Source organism: Gordonia sp. IITR100, assembly GCF_002009645.1.
Taxonomy (GTDB): domain Bacteria; phylum Actinomycetota; class Actinomycetes; order Mycobacteriales; family Mycobacteriaceae; genus Gordonia; species Gordonia hongkongensis.
This window is the reverse complement of the sequence record NZ_MVKV01000003.1, coordinates 305,739-329,039: the sequence shown is the minus strand read 5'-3', so window position 1 is coordinate 329,039 and position 23,301 is coordinate 305,739. Positions and strand designations below refer to the sequence as shown.

Here is a 23,301-nt window from a genome sequence, read left to right as displayed (position 1 = left end):
GGCGTTGACTCCTAAGGTCGTTGGGGGTGGGTCAGAGCGACTTGCCGACGAGACCGATGAGGTCGACGAGGCGGTTGGAGTAGCCCCACTCGTTGTCGTACCAGGACACGACCTTGGCCTGGTCGTCGATCACCTTGGTCAGGCCGGCGTCGAACAGCGAGCTGTGCGGGTCGGTGACGATGTCGGACGAGACGATCGGTGCGTCGTAGTACTTCAGGATGCCCTTGAGCGGACCGTCGGCAGCGGCCTTGAGCGCGGCGTTGATCTGCTCGGCGGTGGCGGTCTTCGACAGCTGGGCGGTGAGGTCGGTGACCGAACCGGTGGGGATCGGGACACGCAGCGCGTAGCCGTCGAGCTTGCCCTTCAGCTCCGGGAGCACCAGGCCGATGGCCTTGGCGGCACCGGTCGAGGTCGGCACGATGTTGATGGCGGCGGCGCGCGCGCGACGCAGGTCCTTGTGCGGGCCGTCCTGCAGGTTCTGGTCCTGGGTGTAGGCGTGGATCGTGGTCATGAGGCCCTTGACGATGCCGAACTCGTCGTTGAGGACCTTGGCCAGCGGGCCGAGGCAGTTGGTGGTGCACGAGGCGTTCGAGATGATGTTCTGGCTGCCGTCGTACTTGTCGTCGTTGACGCCCATCACGATGGTGATGTCCTCGTCCGAGGCGGGGGCGGAGATGATGACCTTCTTGGCGCCGGCATCGAGGTGTCCCTGAGCCTTGGCGCGGGCGGTGAAGATGCCGGTCGACTCGACGACCACGTCGACGCCCAGGTCGCCCCACGGGATGGCGGCCGGACCTTCCTTGACCTCGAGGGCCTTGATCTTCTGCTCACCGACGACGATGGTGTCGTCGCCCTCGAGGGTGACGTCGTCGGACAGGCGACCGAGGATGGAGTCGAACTTCAGCAGGTGCGCGAGGGTCGCGTTGTCGGTCAGGTCGTTGACCGCGACGATCTCGATGTCGGTGGTGCCCAAAGCTTTTTGCGCTTCGACGGCACGGAAGAAGTTGCGGCCGATCCGGCCGAATCCGTTGACGCCTACCCGAACAGTCACAGTTGTGCTCCTTAGCGGTATTCATGGTCGGGCCTGGTGGTCAAGCCCGGTCTGGCCGCGCGTGAGCGGTCAGCGAAGCACACCTGAGTGGTCACGCCTCCGCCCACGTCGCCACCAGCCTAGTAGGCGACCCTCTGCTCGGCACACCGCAGGTCCGTGTCAGGCCTCGTCGAGCAGCTCGGAGGTCACCGCGGATTCGGTGTCGGGGATGCCGTCCTGGCGGGCCTTCTTGTCGGCCATCGACAGCAGGCGGCGGATGCGCCCGGCGACGGCGTCCTTGGTCATCGGCGGGTCGGCGAGCTGACCGAGCTCCTCCAGCGACGCCTGCCGATGGGTGATCCGGAGCTGTCCGGCCGCGATCAGATGGTCGGGCACCTCGTCGCCGAGGATGTCCAGCGCGCGTTCCACGCGGGCCGCGGCGGCGACCGCCGCACGCGCCGATCGACGCAGATTGGCGTCGTCGAAGTTGGCCAGGCGGTTGGCGGTGGCGCGCACCTCGCGGCGCATCCGGCGTTCCTCCCACACGAGCCTCGTGTCGTGGGCCCCCATCCGGGTCAGCAACGCCCCGATGGCCTCGCCGTCGCGGATGACGACGCGGTCGGCCCCGCGGACCTCGCGGGCCTTGGCCGTGACACCGAGGCGTCGGGCCGCGCCGACGAGGGCGAGCGCCGCCTCCGGCCCGGGACAGCTGACCTCCAGGGCCGACGACCGGCCCGGCTCGGTGAGCGAGCCGTGCGCGAGAAATGCTCCGCGCCAGGCGGCCTCGGCGTCGGCGACACTGCCGCCGACGACCTGGGCGGGCAGGCCGCGCACCGGGCGGCCGCGCAGGTCGAGCAGCCCGGTCTGTCGTGCCAGGCCTTCGCCGTCCTTGGTGATCCGCACGATGTAGCGCGCCGACTTCCGCAGCCCGCCACCGCGCAGGACGTGGACGTCCGAGGCGTAGCCGTAGAGGTCGTGGATCTCGCGGCGCAACCGCCGCGCCACGTTGCCCATGTCCACCTCGGCCTCGACCACCACGCGACCCGCGACGATGTGCAGACCGCCGGCGAAACGCAGCAGCGCGGACACCTCGGCTCTCCGGCAACTCACCTGAGTCACCGACAGGCGACTGAGTTCGTCCTTCACCGCCGCCGTCATCGCCACCGGTACCTGTCCTCCTGTCAACAGACCACACGTCCCTCGAGTGAAAATCGCGGAGACATCGCCCGAATCAGGCGTCCGCTCGGTCAGAGTAACGGGTCAGTTCACCTTCGCACAGTTCGTTCACCACGGCGGCGACTTTCGCCGGGTCATGGACCTGCCGGCCCGGCACCGCGACGTCTCCGACATTCAGCTCCGCGCCGAACAATCCGGCCGCACGCACGAGGTGATCGCGTTCCCGTCCCGCGGGCACCGACGACGCGTCCACGAGGACGTGGTCGACGCGGAAGGTGTTCGCATGGGCGTGCAGGACGTGGAGGTGGCGCTCGACCGAGAACCCCGGGGTCTCCCCCGGCTCGGGGGCCAGATTGACCACGAGGACCTTGCGAGCGCTGCTGCGCTGCAAGGCCTTCAACTGTTCGGGGACGAGCACGTGCGGGATCACGCTCGAGAACCAGGAGCCCGGCCCCAGCATCAGCAGGTCGGCCGATTCTATTGCGGTGAGCGCCGATTCGCAGGCCGGTGGGTCGCCGGGCAACAGCCGGACGCGGCGCACCTTGCCGGGGGTGGTGGCCACCGCGACCTGTCCCCGGATCTCGCGACTGATGCGTGGATCGGCCTCGAGTCCCGAGACGTCGGCCTCGATGTCGAGGGGCACGGTCGACATCGGCAGCACGTGCCCCGTGATGCCGAAGATCTCCCGCAACTCGGCGAGGGCCCCCACGGTGTCGCCGAGCACCTCGGTGAGTCCGGCGAGGAGCAGATTGCCGATCGGATGCCCGGCGAGCGCCCCACGGCCGCCGAAGCGGTGCTGGAGCACCTCGGCCCACAGTTCGTGCCGGCGGCGGGCCGCCGGGCCGTCGGCGGCCTGTGCGTCCGGCAACCCGTCGGGCGTACTCATCAAGGCGGCGAGCGCCATTCGCAGGTCGCCGGGCGGGATGAGTCCGAGTTCGGCGCGCAACCGTCCCGACGACCCCCCGTCGTCGGCGACGGTGACCACCGCGGTGATGTCGGCGCTCAGATAGCGCATCGCGGTCAGCGTCGCGTACAGGCCGTGACCGCCGCCGAGGGCGACGATCCGGGGTTCCCGGGAACTCATTCGCGCCCCAGATCACGATGCATGACCCGGACGTCGTAGGACGCGTGCCCGGCGTCGTCGACGGCGCGGCGCAACCGAGCCGACAGTTCCTCGGCGATGGCGACACTGCGGTGCTTGCCGCCGGTGCAGCCGACGCTGATGGTCATGTAGCGCTTGCCTTCTCGCAGGTAACCGCGGCCGACGATCGAGACCAGGCCGGTGTAGAGGTCGAGGAATCCGTCGGCGTCCGGTTGGCCGAGGACGTAGTCGCGGACCGGTGCCTCCCGGCCGTTGTGATCGCGTAGTTCGTCGATCCAGTGCGGATTGGGCAGGAAGCGGACGTCGGCGACGAGATCGGAATCGATGGGCAGACCGTACTTGAAGCCGAACGACTGCACCGCGATCGACAGCCGGGGTTCGGTGTCGCCCGGCGCGACGCCCTCGACGATCGCGCGCAGTTTGGCCGCGGTCAGCGCCGACGTCTCCACCACCAGATCGGCCACGTTCTTGATCGGGGCGAGGATCGCCCGTTCGCGGGCGATCCCCTCGACGAGGGTTTCCTTGCCCTGCAACGGATGTCGGCGACGAACCTGCTCGAAACGGCGGACCAGCACCTGGTCGCTGGCGTCGAGGTAGAGCAGCCGGGTCCGGATTCCGGACTCTTCGAGACTATCCCGCAGCTGTTCGAGCTGATGGGCGAGGTTGGCGTCGGACGCGCGCAAGACCATGGCGAGCCGGGTGATCGCCGGATCGTCTTCGCGGACCATCCCGACCATCGTCGAGATCAACGAGGGAGGCACGTTGTCGGCGACGTACCAGCCGTCGTCCTCGAGCACGTTCGCCGCGGTGGAGCGTCCCGCGCCGGACATCCCCGTCACGAAAAGGACGGTGAAGTCGGTGTCGTTCGCCTCGGCGATCGCCGCGCTCTGCACTTCGGTGTGGTCACTCATCGGCACCTCGTCCCGTGTCACCGGTCGCCACCGTCATCTCCTTCTCGGCCCGCTCCGGGATCGGGGCCGGGTTCGGGGTCTGGTCGGGCGCCGCCACCTCGCCGGAGAGCGCGGTCTGGACCGCACGCGCCGTGGTGAGGCCGATCCCGGGCACCTGGGATATCTCATCCAACGATGCCTCGCGCAGGCGCGCAACCGAACCGAAGTGGGTCACCAGCGCGGTGCGGCGGGTTCGGCCGAGGCCGGGGACCCCGTCGAGCACCGACTCGGTCATGCGCTTGCTGCGCTTGCTGCGGTGGAACGTGATGGCGAACCGATGGGCCTCGTCGCGCACCCGTTGCAGCAGGAACAGTGCCTGGCTGTTGCGCGGCAGGATCATCGGGTCGTCGTCGCCGGGCACCCACACCTCCTCGAGGCGTTTGGCGAGCCCGATCACCGAGACGTCGGTGATGCCGAGTTCGTCGAGGACCGCCGCGGCGGCGTGCACCTGGGGCGCACCGCCGTCGACGACGAAGAGGTTCGGCGGGTAGGCGAACTTCCGCGGTTGCGCCGTGGTGTCGGCCGCCGCGCTGATCTCGCCGGACACCGGTGGCGGCGCATCGCGGTCGGTGCGGTGGCGCAGGAACCGGCGTCGGGTGACCTCGGCGATGGACGCGACGTCGTCGGATCGGCCCTCGCCGGCGGCGTGCCGGATCGAGTAGTGCCGATAGTCGGACTTACGCGGCAGACCGTCTTCGAAGACCACGAGGGAGGCGACCACATCGGTGCCCTGCACGTGCGAGATGTCGACGCACTCGATGCGCAGCGGCGCCTGATCGAGCAGTAGCGACTCCTGCAGTTCGGTGAGCGCCGCCGATCGGGTCGTGAGATCGCCCGCGCGTCGGAGTTTGTGCTGCGCAAGGGCTTCGCCGGCATTGCGGGCGACGGTCTCGAACAGCGCCTTCTTGTCGCCGCGCTGGGGCACCCGCAACCGCACCCGGCTGCCGCGGAGACCGGACAGCCACTCCTCGAGCTCCTCGGCGTCGGACGGCAACTCCGGCACCAGCACCTCACGGGGTATCGACTCCCCGTGTGCCCGATCGGTCCCGACGTCGACGGTGGCGTCGAAATCGACCTGGGCGCCGTAGAACTGGGTGATGAACTCCCCCACCACATCGCCGTCGGTGCCGTTGTCGCTGCGCTCGACCACCCATCCGCGCTGGCCGCGCACCCGTCCGTCGCGGACGTGGAACACCTGGACCGACACCTCGAGCTGATCGCCGGCGAGCGCGATCACGTCGGCGGTGGTGCCGTCGCCGAGCACGACCGCCTGCTTCTCCATGGCGCGTCGCATCGCACCGATGTCGTCACGCAACCGTGCGGCACGCTCGAAGTCGAGCTCCTCGGCCGCGACGTTCATGTCCCGTTCCATCTTGCGGATCATCAGGTCGGTGCGGCCGGCGAGGAAATCGCAGAAGTCCTCGACGATCTCCCGGTGTTCCTCGGCATCCACCCGCCCGACGCAGGGGGCGGAGCACTTGTCGATGTAGCCGAGCAGACACGGGCGGTCGATCTGCCGATGCCGTTTGAACACACCGGCCGAGCAGGTCCGGGCCGGGAAGACCCGGGTCAGTAGGTCGACCGTCTCGCGGATCGCCCACGCGTGCGCGTACGGACCGAAGTAGCGCACGCCGCGCCGGCGCGGACCCCGGTACACGAACAGGCGCGGGTACTCCTCGTTCAGGGTGACCGCGAGCATCGGGTAGCTCTTGTCGTCGCGGTAGCGGACGTTGAAGCGCGGGTCGAATTCCTTGATCCAGTTGTATTCGAGCTGCAGCGCCTCGACCTCGGTGCCGACCACCGTCCACTCGACGGAGGCGGCCGTCGTCACCATCTGACGGGTGCGGGGGTGCAGCGAGGCGATGTCGGCGAAGTACGACGTCAGCCTCGACCGGAGGTTCTTGGCCTTGCCCACGTAGATGACACGACGATGCTCGTCGCGGAACTTGTACACCCCGGGATCGGTCGGGATGGACCCCGGGGCGGGTCGGTAGGTAGTCGGGTCGGCCACGTGTTCCAGGCTAGTGTCCGGGCCGGACAGTCCCGCGGTAGCGCTCCTCGAGTTCGCGGAATCGACCCATCGCGTCGATGGCGCGCTGACCGTCACCGGCCTGAACGGCCAGGACGGTGATGTGTTCGTCGGCCGGGAAGAGCAGCCACGCCCCGAAACCCTGCTCCGGGTAGGTGAGACCGAGAACACGGTCCCATTCGAAGAGCCGCGCCGACACCAGGTTGCGCACCTCGACGCCGGCGGCTCCGACGCGCAGTCGCGGGCGGGTGAACAGCAGGATGGCTGCCGAGATGAGCACGCCGATGAGGATGATCGCGATCTGGTCGGAACCGCCGAGATTGCGGACTCCGACGTCGTCGATCGTGAGCAGTAGACCGAACGTGATGTGGATGGCCATCACCACGACGGCGGCGGCGATGGCCCACCGCGGTAGGTTGCGGGGCCGGTAGACCAGGTCCCAGCCGGTGGAGTCGGTCGGCGGGGTGTCCGCGGGACTCACGCCGATGCTCCTCCGACCGCCACCGGGAGGGTTTCGCCACGCGCGAGCGCGCGCAGGGTCAGCGCCGACGCCAGCGCGGCGACCGTCGCCTGTGCGCCCTTGTCCTCCGTCGAGCCCGGGAGTCCGGCCCGTGCGATCGCCTGGTCCTCGGTGAGCACGGTCAGGACTCCGTTGCCGACCGGGGTCGACTCGTCGAGCGACACCCGCGTCAGGCCGGCGGTCACCGCGTCACACACATACTCGAAATGCGGTGTCTCACCCTTGATCACGACGCCCAGCGCGACGACCGCGTCGTGCGTCCGCGCCAGTGCCTGCACGATGACGGGCAGCTCGATGGCGCCGGCCACCTGCACGATGGTCGGGTCGACGACGCCGTTGTCGCGCGCGGCCCGGATGGCGCCGTCGAGGAGCGCGCCGCAGACGACCTCGTGCCACTGCGACGAGACGATCGCCAGGCGCAGCGAGCCGGCGTCGGCGAGTTCGAGGGTCGGCTCTCCGTGGCCGCTCATGCAGGTGCTCCTTCGGACGCGCCGTCGGTGGGCTGGACGTGATCGTCGAGCCCGATCAGATCGTGGCCCATCCGGTCGCGCTTGGTACGCAGGTACCGCAGGTTCTCGGCGTTGGCGCGCACTGGCATCGGGACCCGGTCGACGATGTGCAGACCGTATCCGTCGAGCCCCACGCGCTTGGCGGGGTTGTTGGTCAGCAGACGCATGGACCGTACGCCGAGGTCGACGAGGATCTGGGCACCGAGTCCGTAGTCCCGCGAATCGGCGGGCAGGCCCAGTTCCAGGTTGGCGTCGACGGTGTCGGACCCCGCGTCCTGCAGCTGGTAGGCCTGCAGTTTGTGCAACAGCCCGATCCCGCGACCCTCGTGCCCGCGCATGTACAGGATGATCCCGCGGCCCTCGTCGGCCACCATCTCCATCGCGGCGTCCAACTGCGGGCCGCAGTCGCAGCGCAGCGACCCGAAGACGTCGCCCGTCAGGCACTCCGAGTGCACCCGGACGAGGACGTCGTGGCCCTCGCCGTCCTCGCCGGTGACGTCTCCCTTGACGAGCGCGACGTGTTCGACGTCGTCGTAGACGCTGGAGTAGCCGACGGCACGGAAGTCGCCGTGCCGGGTGGGGATCCGGGCGTCGGCGACGCGGACCACGTGCTTCTCGTGACGGCGTCGCCACGCGATGAGGTCGGCGATCGAGATCAGTGCGAGATCGTGCTCGTCGGCGAACACACGCAACTCGTCGGTCTGCGCCATCGAGCCGACGTCCTTCTGGCTGACGATCTCGCAGATCACGCCGGCCGGGGCGAGGTCGGCCAGGCGGGCGAGGTCGACCGCGGCCTCGGTGTGCCCGGGACGACGCAGCACGCCGCCCTCCTTGGCTCGCAGCGGGACGACGTGGCCGGGTCGGGTGAAGTCGGCGGCCGCGGCGTCGGGGTCGGCCAGCAGACGCATGGTGGTGGCGCGGTCGGCGGCGCTGATACCGGTACCGATGCCCTCCCGGGCATCGACGGTCACGGTGTAGGCGGTGCCGTGCTTGTCCTGGTTCATCGAGTACATCGGCGGCAGGCCGAGCCGGTCGCAGGCGTCGCCGTCGAGCGGGACACACAGGTAGCCGGAGGTGTAGCGCACCATGAACGCCACCAGTTCGGGGGTCGCCTTCTCCGCCGCGAAGATCAGGTCGCCCTCGTTCTCACGATCCTCGTCGTCGACCACGACGACCGCCTTGCCGGCGGCGATGTCGGCGATGGCGCGCTCGATCGTGTCGAAGGCGACGGCGCCGCCACCCTCGGTTGCCGTCGCGTCGTTCCCCTCGCGCGGTGACTCGCTCATCAGAACCTCACTCGTTGTGCTCATTTCGCCCCCGCTACATCAGGAGTACCAGTCGTGTCCGAACCCAGGTGAAGGCGCTCGACGTATTTCGCGATGACGTCGACTTCGAGGTTGACCACGGTGCCGGGTCGGGCGGCGCCGAGGTTGGTCTCGTTCAGGGTCGTCGGGATCAGGGAGATCTCGAACCAGGAGTCGTCGCCGGACCCGCCGACCGCGGACACGGTGAGGGACACCCCGTCCACGGTGATGGAACCCTTCTCGACGAGATACCGGGTGAGCGCCGCGGGCACGGCGATCCGTACGACCGTCCAGTTCTCCGACGGGTTGACCGCGGCGATCGTGCCGGTGCCGTCGACGTGTCCCTGCACGATGTGGCCGCCGAAGCGGCCGTTCGCGGGCATGGCGCGTTCGAGGTTGACGGTGCTCCCGGCGGCGAGGTCGGACAGCGAACTACGGCGCAGGGTCTCGCCCATCACGTCGACGGTGAACTCACCGGGACGGAGGTCGACGACCGTCAGACACACGCCGTTGACGGCGATGGAGTCGCCGTGACCGGCGTCGGCGGTGACCACGGGCCCGCGGACGGTGAATCGGGCGGCGTCGGAGAGATCCTCGCGGTCGGCGATGACGCCGAGTTCTTCCACGATTCCGGTGAACACGCACTCCTCCTGCTCGCTCGGAGCAGACAGGGCGGCCTCGTGTCGCCTGTTCTCTCGCATCCGGACTATGACCGTCGGCTTCGGATTCGCACCGAATCTGCTGTCCCTGCCTGGTGGCAGGCGCTCGCGGGCTGGACGATGCGGATCCACCGCACCCTCATCACCGCCGGTGGGGATTTCCACCCCGCCCCGAGAACTGGTGACATCGACGCTAGCACGGTCGGGGATGTCAGTCGCATTGCGATTCCGGTGAGCGAAATGCATCGCGGGCATGTCGCTCGCTCAGCTGTCGTGGAGGATGGTCGACGGTCGTGCCAGCGTGACGAGGATGTCCTCGCCGAGCCGGGTCACCGATCTCGTGCTGAACCGCTGGCCGTCGTCGAGGGTGGTCACGCCCGGGATCTCCACCGAGGCGCGACCGGCGCCCAGCACCAGCGGGGCGACGTAGGCGTGCACCTCGTCGACGAGGCCTGCCGCGAAGAATGCGCCGAGGATGTGTGGCCCGCCTTCGACCAGCACCCACAGCGCGTCGGGCAGCGCGGCGAGGACGTCGGCGGGGTCGTGGGATTCGACGCGGACCAGCGGCCCGCCGGCCGGATCCCGGAGCCGGGCGTCGGCCGGGATGCCGCGATGACCGAGGACGACGCGAGCGGGTTGGTGCGGATGGAGCGCGCCGTCGGCGGTGCGCGCGGTGAGAGTGGGGTTGTCGGCCAGCGCGGTGCCGGTGCCGATCACCATGGCGTCGATCCGGGCACGCTGTGAGTGCGCGTGTTCGCGGGCCTGGGCACCGGTGATCCACTGACTGGTGCCGTCGGGCGCCGCGATCCGGCCGTCGATTCCCGACGCGATCTTCGCGGTGACATGCGGACGACCGAGACGCTGGCGGGTGAGCCATGGCCGCAGCGGCCCGTCCTCGACGGCGCCGGCGGATACTCCCCCGGTCACCCGGACCCCCGCGGCCCGAAGCGTCTCGGCACCACCGGCGGCGAGCGGGTTCGGGTCACTCACCGCGAACTGGACTTCGGCGATCCCGGCCTCGATGAGTGCCTGCGCGCACGGGCCGGTGCGGCCGGTGTGGTTGCACGGTTCGAGGGTGACGATCGCGGTGCCGCCTCGCGCGGCCTCGCCCGCGGCTCGGAGCGCCATGACCTCGGCGTGCGGCCCGCCGGGGGGTTGGGTCGCGCCGATGCCGGCGACGGTGCCGTCGGCGGCGAGGATGACCGCGCCGACGGGCGGGTTCGGTGAGCTGATCCCCATCGCCTCCCGGGACGCGCTGATGGCGCGTTCCATGGCGGCGGCGATGTCCATCGGGTCAGGCCTGGGTCTGTGCCCGTGCGGCGGCGGCCGACTCGCGGAGTGCGGCGACGGCCTGTCCGGGATCGTCCGCGCCGTAGACGGCCGAACCGGCGACGAAGCAGTCGATGCCGGCCTCGGCGGCCTCCTCGATCGTGTCGGCGTTGATGCCGCCGTCGATCTCGACGAGGAGCCGCAGGTCTTCGGCGTCGATGAACTTCCGGATGGCGCGGGCCTTTTCGAGGACCTCGGGGATGAACTTCTGACCGCCGAACCCCGGTTCGACGCTCATGATCAGCAAGGTGTCGAAGTCGCGCAGGATCTCCAGGTACGGCTCGAGCGCCGTACCTGGTTTGATCGACAGCCCGGCCTTGGCCCCGGCGGCGCGGATGTCGCGGGCGACGCCGATCGGGTTCTCGGTGGCCTCGGCATGGAAGGTGACGTTGTGTGCTCCGGCCTCGGCGTACGGCGGCGCCCACCGCTCCGGGTTCTCGATCATCAGATGGCAGTCGAGCGGGATGTCGGTCGCCTTCAACAGGCTCTCGACGATCGGCAGCCCCAGGGTCAGGTTCGGGACGAAGTGCGCGTCCATCACGTCGACGTGCAACCAGTCGGCGCGAGTCTCCCCCGGCTGCGCCACCGCAGCGGCCTCGGCTGCGAGATTCGCGAAGTCCGCGGACAGGATGGACGGGGCGATCATGGGCGCGGTACCGGCGGTGCACATGGTCGACAAGTGTAGGGCGCGGGTTCCACTACGGACGAAAGCGTGCCGGAGTCTCAGAGACCGTTTGCCGGCCAGCCCGGAGACGGGGGCTCAGGCGGACGCGGGGTTGGGCCCATTCCTCGAAGTTCTTCCTCGAGCGGTATCCCCTCTGGGACCGGGTGGGCTTGGCACTGCTCCAGTTCTGATGAGAACTCGCGCCCCACGGCCACGAACTCGAACTCTTCTGCTCGCCACCCACCAAACACGTCTTTCTGGGCCTCCCGAGCGGCACCACGCTGCCGAGCGGGCGGTGCCTGTCCCGGCCGGGTGAAACTGATCACGGATGGGACCGCACTCTTCGGGTACGTAGTCCACACGCCCGTTCCGCCCGAATTGTTGCTGGAAGCGTATCCGAACTCGCACAGTACAATTCGCGTTTGAGAACCCCTCTGCTCCCGACTCGCAACGACGAAGACAGAAGTGCCTGCAAGGCCGCCCTCTGCACTCTCGCTCGGAATCTCGCGAACTCGTTGCTCTATATCCGTTGGCGATGCGCTGACGAAGCCCGGGTACGCCCACTTGGTGGACTGCCCCTCATTCGCCAAATAGAACGACTCCACATACGCGCGTACGAAAGTGCCTTCAGCAGATAGTGGGTCGAAGTTATCGTTCACGGTCCAACGAAACGTGACGTCGAATCCAGGCGGCAACTCGGCTGCCCGCGCGGGTGACGGTGGAGCTACTTCCGGACTGTCTTCTGAGTCGCACGACGAGATCAACACGGCCACCATCAACGCCGTGGCAAGTGCCGCAGTCGGTGCGATTCGCCTACTCACCAACCGGCACCATCCGGGTAGTCCTTGTCATTCATCCTGGACAGCTGATTGTTGTAGTCGTTGAGAAAGTAGCTGCCGGGGCCGCCGATAAGATCTTGTACGACAGTTTTCAACGCCTTCTCGTCCCAGCCTGGCGGCAGGCCGTTCGCTTTTATGGATTCCAAGAATTCCGGATCGTCAGCGCGCGAATCGTAGATGGACCGGAAAGCAGCTGTGTCGAGAAACTCCGGATGACGCGAGATGTACCCCTCGAGCATTCCGTGATACACTAGATCCAGGTCGGTGCTCTTATACAAACTCGCGCGCAAAGGAGCGAATTCAGTCGCTGAACCAACATCCTCAGGATTCGGCGGTAAACCGGTGACATCGAGCTTGAGCGAGGGCGCCGCTATGTCAATCGCACCCTTGATAGCCGGGCTCAACCCGGGAATACTCGTTGCGAGGGACTTCACGGAATCGAACGCGGCGCCGTGCAGGGCGTAGTCGCGCGCCGCGTCATAACGCCGGTCGGCAGTATCTTCGTCTAGCATCGCGTTCATACCGGCGGTCATTCCACCGTGTAGTCGAGCCACCTTTTCCCCGAGATCAGTCCGCTCTGGGTCGCTACCGAACACCTGTTCAAGCACATTGGCTTGCCAGAGCGCGCTTGTGTTCATCACGCGCCCGGCTTCCGGGTCCGAGGTGAGGATTTGGAAGAGCGACTTGAACTGATTCGCCTCGCCGAGGGCGGTTACACCGCGAGTGTCGAACAGCGTCGGGTCCACCTCGGCCAGTTCGGCCAGATACGGACTGACTGCTCGCGCAAACGTTCTCGTCAGCTCGGGATTGACCTCTCCCAGCGAGGCGGATCCGCTATTCATGTCTTCGAAGTCGCTCTTGTTCTCGGCGATGATCCTTGCCAGCTCGCTCGCGATCTGGCCGGATCTGACGCCGTCGGCCATGCGCTCGGCAGACACACCGTCCGGGGTGCTGGCAACGTCCGGCATCCAGTTGAACAGCCGGTTGATCCCGTCGTGTTCGCGTCCCGCCTTGTCTGCCCAATCGAACTGGAATAGCTCTTTCATTGCCAGCGATGGGTCGTAGGGCTTCTGGTCGCCATCAAGACTGTGAACTACCGGCATCGACGAGTGCGAGCCACCTGTGGCCCCCACCACCGCATCGTGGACAGCAATGTGGTCGGACCCAGCGACTCCCAGCATTCTGTCGAGCAGCCTCTCGACGGACGAGTGCGAGATGGTTTCGTTCCGGTCGGTGACGTAACGCTCGTTTACGTCCCCGCCGGCAATCTCGCTCGCACGAGCGATGAGCGCCCTGTCGACGTCACTCCCGAGCTGAACAGATTGCGACCCGTACGAGGCGAGACCAGGGTCCTCTGAGCGGTGTTCCAGGACATCCATGAGGTCGTTGAAGTCGTCAACAGAATCGAGCCGTGTGACATCGATCATCCGGCTACCGTCTACGCCAGACGGATCGTTGGAGATGCTCGCCTTCGATGCTGCCGGACCACTCAGAAGGTCCCGTATCGGCGCCGGGAGTTGGTTCAATCCTCCTGCCACGAGTGGCGTATTTGTCCCCAAGACCTCGGCGATCGAATTCGAATCGGTCTGTCTGGTCCGCAAGTTCGGATTCCCCAACAGATAGACGCCGTCGCCGAGACCTCGTTTCAGGTTCTCTCGCTCTGCGCCGATGTATCTGTCGCCGAACGACTTCAGGGCATCAAGAGATAGCGGCTGCCCTTCGGGTCCACCACCCCAACTCGGTGTGTAGATCGCTTTCAGGTAATCGAACTGCTCCTTCGAAATCTCCGCGAAGTCCCCGCGGGCCAACGCGGCCCGCTGTTCCGCGGTCAGGCTGGTCGCACGGAAGAACCGATCTTTCTGCTCCTTCGTGGCACTACCACTCATGATGGCCTGGACATCGATGCTCGCCTGGCCGGGTGAGTAGCTCGACGCGAGTGGCGCATTACCTTCGGCATCGCCAAAGGCTGCCGCGAGAACTCTCGCCCCGTTGCGATCGTCCTCGCCCATCTGATCGGCCAGGGATTGCAACGAGAGGGTCGCCGTCTTCGCCTCCTCCGCTTGGGCGGCCTGAGCGTCGAGAATCGAGCGCTCGGTCGCACTTCCCGCCTCCACGCCCTTGAGCTCGGCCGCATAGTCTCGGGTGTCTCGTACCGTCCAGTCGTCGGCAACGCTGAACTCGTCCCGTTCCAGCCCGAGCGCTCGAACCAGTGCGGTAGTGCGATTCGGACTGATCGCAGACGACGTATCCCGGAGCACAGTGGCGGCGCGGGTGATGTCGGCCCCGAGTTTGTTGATCTCGGTTCGATCGGAGTCGGTGCGCGCCTCACAACCCCGCTGGGACTCCCCCACCCACCCTTTGGAGTCACCCGCTTTCATCGGCGCTTCGGCCATCCTCTGGGTGAGATCCCTCAGGCCATCCACGGCCGCGTCGAGCGCAGTCGCGACCGCATCCAGAGACATCAGGTCCCAGCCGTTGACGACGGAACGCGACGGACGCGACATCAAAACTCGCTGATGGCACGGAAGCCGCTGGCCAGGTACTCCTCGGTATCAGCAACGTCACCGGCGGCCTGGTAGCAGGTCTGCGACACCTGGTCCATCCTCGCCGCCGCGCGGCCCAGCAATGAGCGGACGGTGTCGTCTTTCCCGGCGCACGCCGCACCGATGGCCGACGCCGGCATCGCCCCCGACGCATCGTCGAAGGCGGACTTTCCGGTCCACAGAGCTCGTGTCTCCGATGAGCATCGAGCGAGCGCATCGCCCACGCCGGTGATGACACCCAGCTCCTCGACACCGAACCGCTCAGCCATACAAACCCCCGAGTTTGCACCGACAACGACGTGGCGGACCGCCACGACGAACAACCTAGTACAGCATCACCGGACTATGCGTTCGCCATCCACAATCACGACGCTGCGAGTATCTGGATCAGGCTGGTTTCGACGCCGCTGCGTGCGGGCGGTTGATGCCCGATCGCGGGCGGAGCGACACTGCGGTGTCGTCGCGCGGTCGCGGTGATCACGTCGCGGCTGAGTCGGCCACACCCAGAAGGGGCCGTTCGGGCAGGACGAGGTTCACCGCGACCGGCGTCGGCTGGGAAGGATCTCCACCTGGCTGGATCATCAGCGCGTTGTCTGGACCGAGCGCACGGCCCGTCCAGGACAAACCCGAAGTCGAGCGATCGCAGCGACGAGTGATTGACGTGACCGGCCACGTGATCGGCGAAGAATCACTGCTTGCCGGCAGATCTCAGTTGTTGGGCGGAGGTAGTTCGAGTGCCCGCGAGTGGCGCATCCGCCACGTCAGGAACGCCATACCGAGCCTCGCTCGGCCGACTCCGTCGAGGGGGTCGAAACCCAGTGCATCCGTAAGGATTTCGACCCGGGACTGCATTGTCGAATGATGAATGTCGAGGAGTCTCGCCGACTGTCGCACACTGGAAGAATCGAGCAGTGCCCCCACGGTGGGGCGGACCCACTTGAGATCCCGAATGGAATCGAGCGCGTCCGCGTCGGGATTTGTTGCGGCGGAGGGGGATTCGGCAAGCAGATGAACCAGCCCACCGTATCGTTCCGCATCCACGGCTCGGTGGGGACTCTCGCAGAGTTGGAGGGCGATGAGTGCGGTTCTGAACGAGTCCGCCAGTCGGTCGATGTGGGCGGTGACACCCAGCCCGCACGGCGTCATGGGGGCATCCGCACACATCGCATCCGCCGGCGCGATCAGCGCATGAATTGTCCCGATCGCGGTCGCCATCACGTCTTGAGGCCAGGACGGGTGCGTAGTCCACTCGGCGAACAGAGTGCTGGCAACGGCCCGATAACGCACATCCGGAGTGAGACCCAGACGGCACGCGGCTTCGCGACGATCGTCGATCGGCGTCTCGCGATCGAACAGCACCGCGATATCACGACGAGTACGCTCCGGTGCGGCCCCGGCCAGTCGAACGCCGACCGCGAGACCGAGCCGCTCCAGAATGATCGCATCGTTGGGCAATTCGGGACCGTGACGTTCCAGCCACACTTCGCCACCGTCCACCTGTAGTCCACGACGCATCGGCGGGAGACCTCCGCCGAGGGGTTCTCCAAGCACTGACACTCGATAGGACGAAGAACCATGCGAACAGCCCGCCGGGCACCCTGCCAGGGCTGCGGCGGTGGCGAGCAGACCCTGGATGTTGACGTTGCCGACGACCAGTTCGTCGAAGCAAGCTATCACCCTCAGACCCACACTCGCGTTCGGATCCAGTGCAGCGATGCGACCGAGGAGTTCCTGCACGTCGCCTCCCTGGAGAATGGTGGATCATGTGATCGGATCAACACTACGCCGCCACGCCCGTGCCGCACCGGCACACCGGCACACCGGAGGTCGGATGGATCGGGGGCACGGGCGGCGTCGCAGGCAGATCGGCCGGCAGATCCGCCTCGCCTTCGCTAGCTCTGCAGGGAGGCGTACACGGCGGTCTCGAAGTCGAGGTATCCGCCAACCGACCCGGCGTCGGCGAACGGCAGGATCTGAGTCGCCCAGTAGCCTCCGATCCTGTTCTGCCGGTCGATCCAGTAGTAGAGGTTCGCCAGCCCCGCCCACGCGAGGGAACCAGCAGGACGTCCGGTGGGAGCATCGTGTTCATTGATCATGAAGGTCAGCGCCCACGACTTCGGCATTCCGGGAAAGAACTCGGCGTCGTTGCTCAGACTCGGGATGACGCCGGGCAGTCGCGTGATCTTCATCGATCCCGGCAGATGGTTTCGCGCTGCGAGATCGACGGTCGCCGGGCTCAATATCGGCTCGCCGGAATCAGCGCGGCCGTCGGCAAGCCACATCCGGATGAATTTCAGGTAGTCGCCGACTGTGGAATAGAGGCCGTGACCGCCCATGTGCACTTCGGGCTCGTCGGGCAGAGTGAAGTCGTGGTCAGGCGCCAGGGACCCGTCGGCGGCTCGGTGATGGATGGTGGCAGTGCGTTCGCGCATGGAGTCGGTTCTGGTGAAAGCAGTATCACTCATCCCCAGCGGCGCGAGAATCCGCTCGGTGATCACTTCTCCGAGCCGTTTGCCGGCGATTCGTTCCACCACCAGCCCCGCCCAGTCGATGTTGGTGCCGTACTCCCACGCGGTACCCGGATCGAAGAGCAGAGGCGTCTGGAGCGATGCCATCGTGGACGTGACAATGCTCGGCTGGCCGTGCTCGGCGGCGAGTCGCGCATACACCTCGTCGAAGAAGTCATACGCGAACCCAGCAGTGTGGGTGAGCAGGTGGCGAGTCGTGATCTCCGATCGGGGCGCACGCAGGCGAGGCTGACCTCGATCGTCGAACCCCTCGATGACAGCCACGTCACCAAGCCGCGGCTCGTACTCGCGGGCCGGGGCATCGAGATCGAGGTCTCCGCTCTCCACCAGCTGGAGAACGGCGGTACCTGCGATCGCCTTCGTAGTGGAGAAGATGGCGAAGACCGTGTCGTCGGTCATCGGGTCCGGTTCGTCCAGCGCGCGGACACCGGAGTGGCCCAGGTAGACGGTCTCCTTGTCGGTGGTCACTCCGGCCACGACACCAGGAACTCCCTGTTCGCCGGCCGATGCCACTCGGACCACCGCATCGGCAAATTCGGCAATTCTGTCGGAATCGACTGTGCGAGTACTCATTTCGAACCTCTCGTTGTGTTGACGCGGGCGTGTGGAACCACCGCCGGTCCATATGGTGTCGGGCGGAAGAGTGTCGGTTGCGTGAGCGCCGCTCTCAGTCGGCAAGCATCCGCTGCATCCACAGCAGTCTTGTGTGCAGCATGGCCTTGGCCAACGCGGTGTGCGGCGCAAAAATGTCGCAGGCATGGAATGCTCCGGGCCACACATGCAGCTCGGCGTTACCGCCGGCGGCCCAGATCGTCGAGGCGTAGGCGATGACCTCGTCCCGGAAGATCTCACAGTCACCGACGTCGAGAAACGCCGGCGGCAGACCCGACAGGTCGGTCTCGCGAGCCGGGACCGCGTAGCGGTGGGCGTCTTCTGTCCGGTAGGTGGCACCCAGATAGGCCCGCCAACCGGTCTCGTTGGACACCCGGTCCCAGACTCCGACGCCGTCGAATTGCGTTGTCGACGGTGCGATACCCCGATCGTCGAGCATCGGATAGGACAACATCTGGCCGCGGAGGGGTGGCGTCGAACACCGGTCGCGCGCGGCAAGTGCCAGCCCCGCGGCAAGACCGCCACCGGAACTCGCACCGGCGACGACAATTCGTGTGGGATCGATTCCCAGTACGCCGGCCTGCGACACCATCCACTCGAGGGCGGCGTACATGTCCTCGCGCGCGTACGGATCCGTGTATTCCGGTGCCAGCCGGTACTCGGGACTCACCAACACCGCTCCGAGATGTTCGACCCAGTCGAGATTCGCGTCGAGCGCATTGAAACGGTCACCGAACATCAGTCCGCCGGAGTGCGCGTAGAGCACTGCCGGCCGGCGGCCGGCCGCCGTGGGCGAACGAAACACGGACACCACGATGGCGTCGCCCCGGTACCCTGCCACCTCGTACTCGAGGTGGTCAACCGCGCGACCGGCGAGCGTCTCAGCCACCGGTCGGGATGCATACGAACGACGCATGAAACCGATCAGGTCGGGTGTCACGGTGGGCGGAAACATCCCACCGACAACAGCCAGGCCGGCGCGAAGCTCCGGATCGAAAGCAGGTCGAGCCTGCGCCCTGGGCTGTGTCATAGAGCACAGTTTATGGAACCTGTGGGAGCCGCGGAACCGCCGGATGTGCCCTGTTCGGCTGTCGTCGACCGCCATATGGCGGCCGTCCGGAAACCTGGCCGTGAGCCGGCACGCAACCGCCGGCCACTAGTCCCGCGTCAACGCCGCCAGGAACATCGCGTCGGTGCCGTGGACATGTGGCCAGAGCTGCACGTGGGGGCCGTCGCCCAACAGGTCCGGGCCGAGCTTGCCCACCGTCGCCAACGGGCGGGCGTCGAGTTGGCGCACACCGTCCGTCGACGCCAGGACGTCGGCCACCACCGCCGTCGTCTCGGCCGGGTGCGGCGAACACGTCGAATAGACCACGATGCCACCGGGTTTCACCAGGCGCAGCGCTTCGGTGAGGAGCTCCTTCTGCAGGACGACGAGTTCGTCGACGTCGGCAGCGGTCCGGCGCCAGCGGGATTCGGGTCGTCGGCGCAGCGAGCCCAGCCCCGAGCACGGGGCGTCGAGCAGGATGCGGTCGTAACCGGCGTCGAGCCCACTGGACCGGGCGTCGGCGACATGGATGGTGACCGGGAGGTCGGAGACGACCTTGCGGATCAGGCCGGCGCGATGCTCGGACACCTCGACCGCATCGAGTCGGGCACCGTCGATCTCGGCGAGCGAACCGATCAATGCGGCCTTCCCGCCGGGGCCGGCGCACATGTCGAGCCACCGCCCACCGTCGTCGGGGACCTCGGCCACCGTCACCGCGCGTGCGATCAGCTGGCTGCCCTCGTCCTGAACACCCGCGTACCCCTCACGGATCGCGGCGACGTCACCGGGATCGCCGCCCGGGAGATACACGCAGTACGGCGAGAAGTCGCCGACCTCGCCCTCGCTCGTGAGGGCGAGCTCTTCCGCGGTGATAAATCCGGGGCGGGCGACGAGGTGGACCGGTGGTCGTTCGTCGTCGGCGGCCAGCGCCGCCTGCAGTTGTCCCGCCGATCCGCCCAGAGCGTCGCGGAACACCTCCGCGATCCATCGCGGGTGCGCGTACTGGAAGGCGAGGTAGCCGACGAGGTCTTCGGTGGGTGACGGCGCGAGCTCCTCCACCCACATGTCCTCGTCCTTCTGGGACACCTTGCGCAGCACCGCATTCACGAACCCGGAGGGGCCCATTCCGTTCTCGGAGCGCACCAGATCCACCGATGTGGACACCGCAGCGTGGGCACCAACCCTCGTCCGCAGGAGCTGATACGTACCGAGGCGCAGGACGTCCAGGACGGAGCCGTCGATGTCGGCGACGGGACGCTTCGCGGCGGCGGAGATCACCGCGTCCAGCAATCCCTGTGCTCGTGCGGTGCCATAGGCGAGTTCGGTGGCGAAGGCGGCATCCCGACCGTCGATCCGCCTGTCCCGCAACATCTTCGGAAGAACGAGATTGGCGTAGGCGTCACGCTCGCGCACCGCGCGCAGCGTGTCGCGGGCCGCGACACGCGCCGGGTCGAGGTCCTTCTGCCGGAACTTGCCGCTCATCGGAGAACCGTCCCGTCGGTCAGCCGCGCGCCACGAGCCCAGTCGGGCGCGGACATCGGCTTCTTCCCCGGCGGTTGTACGGTGCCGAGTTTCACCGGCTGCGAACCGGTTCCGACGAACACCGCCTTCTTCGTGACGGCCAGTGCACCGGGCGCCAGGGCGCCGTCCCGCACCGCGTCGGGCAGACCGGGATCGTCGGTCGACGCGACCGACACCGGCCCGACCTTGATCCGCGCGTCGTCGAGGCTCGTCCACGGTCCGGGTGCGGGCGTGTAGGCGCGAACCAGGCGATCGATGATGTGTGCCGGCAGTTCCCAGCGGACCCGCGCGTCCTCGACCTCGACCTTGGGCGCGTGGCTCACCCCCGTGGTGGGCTGCGGTTCGGGGGCGAGTTCACCGGCCTCGAGGCCGTCGAGCGTGGACAGCAACAGTCCCGACCCGGCATCGGCGAGACGCCCGAGTAGATCACCGCTGGTGTCGGTGGGTCGGATGGTCTCGGTCAGCACCCCGAAGACCGGACCGGTGTCAAGACCCTTCTCGAGCCGGAACGTGCTGGCCCCGGTCACCTCGTCGCCGGCGGCGATCGCGGCCTGGACCGGAGCGGCACCGCGCCAGGCGGGCAGCACCGAGAAGTGCAGATTGATCCAACCGTGGCGCGGCAGGTCCAGCAGTCCGGGCGGTACGAGCCCGCCGTAGGCCACGACGGCACCGCAGTCGGGAGCCCAGCGCCGGAGCACGTCGTCGACCTCCGGCTCCGACAACCGGCGCGGGGTGATCACCTCGAGCGCATGCTCGTCGGCGAGTTGCCCGACGGGTGACCGCATCACCTTGCGGCCGCGGCCTGACACGGCGTCGGGCCGGGTGATGACCCCGACCACCTCATGCGAGGGCGAGTCGATGAGGGCCTGCAACGACGGCACGGCGACCTCGGGGGTACCGGCGAAAACGATGCGCATTCATCCGATCGTAGGCGGGTCGATCTGCACCCGGATCGGCCCGGTCTGTCGATGTGTGTTGCGGCGCACCTGTCCCGCGACGAGCGCCTCGGCGAGGAGCCGTCCGTGCTTGCGCGGCAACCGCACCAGGATGCGATCCATCTCGTCGTCCGCGGCGGCCTCCCACTCGGCACTGCCGGCCGGCGGGCGGACGCCGGGCGGCAACGGCACCGGGCCGAGAACATCGGCGTCGGACGGTAACTCGAGGTGCTCGACGAAGTCGGTGATCACCCCGGTCGGCCCGTCGACCGACGCCATCGTCACCGCCGGGGGGAATCCGAGTTCCACGCGCTCCTGCAACTGGATCGACGCGAAACCCACCGGGTCCCAACGGATCAGGGCCTGCACGGGTGCGAGCGCCGAGTCGGCGACGATGACCACTCGCCCACCGTCACCGTGCGGGGTCACCATCGCGGCGAGCGCCATCCACCGCCGGACCGCATGCTCCTCGGCACGCAGGTCGGCCCGGTCGAGCTGGGCCCAGGTGTCGACGACGATCGCGGCGCCGTACCCGCCCGGGGCCACCGGCTCCGCGCCAGGCGTCGCGACGACGAGCCGTGCGCCGGGTTCGATCTCGTCGAGGATCGTGTTGCCGCCGCTGGTCAGCACCGGCACGCCGGCGAAAGCACGCCCCAGCTCCTCGGCGGTCCGGCGCGCACCGGTCACCGTCGCGCGCACCGAGGTGTTGCCGCACTCCGGGCAACGGAAGGACCTTTCGGGCCGTCCGCACCATCGGCAGCTCAACCGTTGGTCGGCATCGAGCTGCAGCGGTCCGTGACAGGCCCGGCACCGCGCGTGTTCGCGGCAGCGGGTGCATGCGAGCGACGGCACGTAACCCCGGCGCGGGACGCTGAAGATCACCGGACGATCGGCGGCGAACGCCGACCGCGCCGCGTCGAACGCGACTTCGGGGATGCGCGCCGACCGGGCCATGGGGTCGCGGGCGATCTGCCGGTCGTCGTCGGAGATGGCCTGGACACGGGGGCTGCGGGTGCGGACCGTCGTGCGGTCGGCGACGAGGTCGTGGGCCCAGCCCGAGACCACCAGCGCCTGCGCCTCGGCGGTCCGGGCGAACCCGCCGAGCAGCAGGCCGCACCGCTCGTGGTGCGACCGCAGCACCGCCACCTCGCGGGGATGCGGGTAGGGCGCCCGCGGGTCGGCCATGCTGTCGTCGCCGTCATCCCACACGACGACCAGGCCGAGGTCCTTGACCGGCGCGAACACCGCGCTTCGGGTACCGATCACCAGCTGCGCGGCACCGCGGCGCACGGCCAGCCAACGACGGTAGCGCGCGGTGGGTCCGAGTCCGGCGGACAGCGCGACCCCACGGTCGCCGATCAATGGCTCACACTCGGCCCACACCCGATCGAGATCCCGCTGATCGGGCACGACGAGGATGCACCCGCGTCCCACTGCGAGTGTCGCCGCCGCGAGTTCGGCGAGACGGCGCGGCCAGTCCTCCCCCGGTAGGGCCTGCCAGACGGCCCGCGGATGGCCGTCGGCCAGGTTCTCCACGTAGGAGTCGGCCAGGGCATACCGATGCCAGTCGGCGAGTTCGGGTGATGCGACGACAGCAACCGGGTCGGGCGTCGTCTCCTTCTCGGTGCGCGCATGCCGCGGCGGTATGGCCAGGCGCACGACGTCGCCCATCGTGCCCGCATACCGATCGGCCACCGCGCGGCACAGCGTCGCCAGCTGCCGGGTCAGTACCGGCTCGGCGGACACGACCCGGTCGAGCCAGCCCAGCTTGCCGGGATGATCGCTCTTCTCGATGCGGTCGAGGAGGTAGCCGTCGACGAGCCGACCCGAGAATCGCACGCGCACACGAACACCGGGCTGCGCGTCCTCGTCCTGGTCGACGTCGATCAGGTAATCGAAGGGACGGTCGAGGTGAGCGAGCCCCAGAACAGGAAGAACACGGGCCACCGGCAGCTCGGCGGCCGGGACCCGTGCTCCTTTGGGTGTCAGTGAGAGTACTTCCG

Annotated in this window: 19 protein-coding genes and 1 riboswitch; all 19 genes read right to left on the bottom strand. The window is 67.9% G+C overall.

Going from position 1 to position 23,301, the window contains the following annotated elements; translation table 11 throughout:
* Positions 1-31 precede the first annotated feature (31 nt).
* Positions 32-1,051 carry a type I glyceraldehyde-3-phosphate dehydrogenase gene (gene gap, locus B1818_RS07915; protein WP_058250365.1) on the bottom strand — a complete coding sequence of 340 codons (1,020 nt, stop codon included), beginning with the start codon at positions 1,049-1,051 and terminating at the stop codon, positions 32-34.
* Between the two features lie 159 nt (positions 1,052-1,210).
* A complete protein-coding gene (whiA, locus tag B1818_RS07910) occupies positions 1,211-2,188 on the bottom strand; it encodes a DNA-binding protein WhiA (protein WP_174316851.1) in 978 nt (325 codons plus the stop codon).
* 73 nt (positions 2,189-2,261) lie between these two features.
* A complete protein-coding gene (gene yvcK / locus B1818_RS07905) occupies positions 2,262-3,290 on the bottom strand; it encodes a uridine diphosphate-N-acetylglucosamine-binding protein YvcK (protein WP_058250364.1) in 1,029 nt (342 codons plus the stop codon).
* Positions 3,287-4,219 carry an RNase adapter RapZ gene (rapZ, locus tag B1818_RS07900; protein WP_078112458.1) on the bottom strand — a complete coding sequence of 311 codons (933 nt, stop codon included), beginning with the start codon at positions 4,217-4,219 and terminating at the stop codon, positions 3,287-3,289. Before rapZ ends, yvcK begins: the two co-directional genes overlap by 4 nt.
* The gene (gene uvrC, locus B1818_RS07895) at positions 4,212-6,269 is read right to left on the bottom strand and encodes an excinuclease ABC subunit UvrC (protein ID WP_058250363.1); all 2,058 of its coding nucleotides are present in this window, start codon (positions 6,267-6,269) and stop codon (positions 4,212-4,214) included. Before uvrC ends, rapZ begins: the two co-directional genes overlap by 8 nt.
* A 10-nt stretch (positions 6,270-6,279) precedes the next feature.
* Entirely contained in the window at positions 6,280-6,768 is a 489-nt protein-coding gene (locus B1818_RS07890; protein WP_058250362.1) for a PH domain-containing protein, read from the bottom strand.
* The gene (gene ribH / locus B1818_RS07885) at positions 6,765-7,277 is read right to left on the bottom strand and encodes a 6,7-dimethyl-8-ribityllumazine synthase (RefSeq protein ID WP_058250361.1); all 513 of its coding nucleotides are present in this window, start codon (positions 7,275-7,277) and stop codon (positions 6,765-6,767) included. Before ribH ends, B1818_RS07890 begins: the two co-directional genes overlap by 4 nt.
* Positions 7,274-8,602, bottom strand: coding sequence for a bifunctional 3,4-dihydroxy-2-butanone-4-phosphate synthase/GTP cyclohydrolase II (locus tag B1818_RS07880; RefSeq protein WP_058250565.1), 1,329 nt, complete (start codon positions 8,600-8,602; stop codon positions 7,274-7,276). Before B1818_RS07880 ends, ribH begins: the two co-directional genes overlap by 4 nt.
* Before the next feature lie 20 nt (positions 8,603-8,622).
* Positions 8,623-9,261 carry a riboflavin synthase gene (locus B1818_RS07875; protein WP_058250564.1) on the bottom strand — a complete coding sequence of 213 codons (639 nt, stop codon included), beginning with the start codon at positions 9,259-9,261 and terminating at the stop codon, positions 8,623-8,625.
* Between the two features lie 44 nt (positions 9,262-9,305).
* Positions 9,306-9,462, bottom strand: a riboswitch (FMN riboswitch).
* An 81-nt stretch (positions 9,463-9,543) separates the two neighbouring features.
* Positions 9,544-10,569 (bottom strand): bifunctional diaminohydroxyphosphoribosylaminopyrimidine deaminase/5-amino-6-(5-phosphoribosylamino)uracil reductase RibD, encoded by a 1,026-nt coding sequence (ribD, locus tag B1818_RS07870; protein WP_078112372.1) that lies wholly within the window; start codon positions 10,567-10,569, stop codon positions 9,544-9,546.
* A gap of 4 nt (positions 10,570-10,573) precedes the next feature.
* Positions 10,574-11,278 carry a ribulose-phosphate 3-epimerase gene (gene rpe, locus B1818_RS07865; protein ID WP_078112371.1) on the bottom strand — a complete coding sequence of 235 codons (705 nt, stop codon included), beginning with the start codon at positions 11,276-11,278 and terminating at the stop codon, positions 10,574-10,576.
* Positions 11,279-12,089: 811 nt separating this feature from the next.
* Positions 12,090-14,615 carry a hypothetical protein gene (locus tag B1818_RS07860; protein ID WP_078112370.1) on the bottom strand — a complete coding sequence of 842 codons (2,526 nt, stop codon included), beginning with the start codon at positions 14,613-14,615 and terminating at the stop codon, positions 12,090-12,092.
* Positions 14,615-14,923, bottom strand: a complete 309-nt coding sequence (locus B1818_RS07855; protein ID WP_078112369.1) for a hypothetical protein — start codon at positions 14,921-14,923, stop codon at positions 14,615-14,617. The genes B1818_RS07860 and B1818_RS07855 overlap by 1 nt, the downstream gene beginning before the upstream one ends.
* Positions 14,924-15,362: 439 nt before the next feature.
* Complete coding sequence (locus B1818_RS07845) at positions 15,363-16,205, bottom strand: helix-turn-helix domain-containing protein (RefSeq protein WP_254859596.1); 843 nt, start codon at positions 16,203-16,205, stop codon at positions 15,363-15,365.
* A gap of 341 nt (positions 16,206-16,546) precedes the next feature.
* Complete coding sequence (locus B1818_RS07840; protein ID WP_078112366.1) at positions 16,547-17,755, bottom strand: serine hydrolase; 1,209 nt, start codon at positions 17,753-17,755, stop codon at positions 16,547-16,549.
* A gap of 94 nt (positions 17,756-17,849) precedes the next feature.
* Entirely contained in the window at positions 17,850-18,824 is a 975-nt protein-coding gene (locus B1818_RS07835; protein WP_231742256.1) for an alpha/beta hydrolase fold domain-containing protein, read from the bottom strand.
* A gap of 126 nt (positions 18,825-18,950) precedes the next feature.
* Entirely contained in the window at positions 18,951-20,324 is a 1,374-nt protein-coding gene (locus B1818_RS07830) for an RsmB/NOP family class I SAM-dependent RNA methyltransferase (RefSeq protein ID WP_078112365.1), read from the bottom strand.
* Positions 20,321-21,280 carry a methionyl-tRNA formyltransferase gene (gene fmt, locus B1818_RS07825; RefSeq protein WP_078112364.1) on the bottom strand — a complete coding sequence of 320 codons (960 nt, stop codon included), beginning with the start codon at positions 21,278-21,280 and terminating at the stop codon, positions 20,321-20,323. Before fmt ends, B1818_RS07830 begins: the two co-directional genes overlap by 4 nt.
* Positions 21,281-23,245, bottom strand: coding sequence for a primosomal protein N' (locus tag B1818_RS07820; RefSeq protein WP_078112363.1), 1,965 nt, complete (start codon positions 23,243-23,245; stop codon positions 21,281-21,283).
* Positions 23,246-23,301 lie beyond the last annotated feature (56 nt).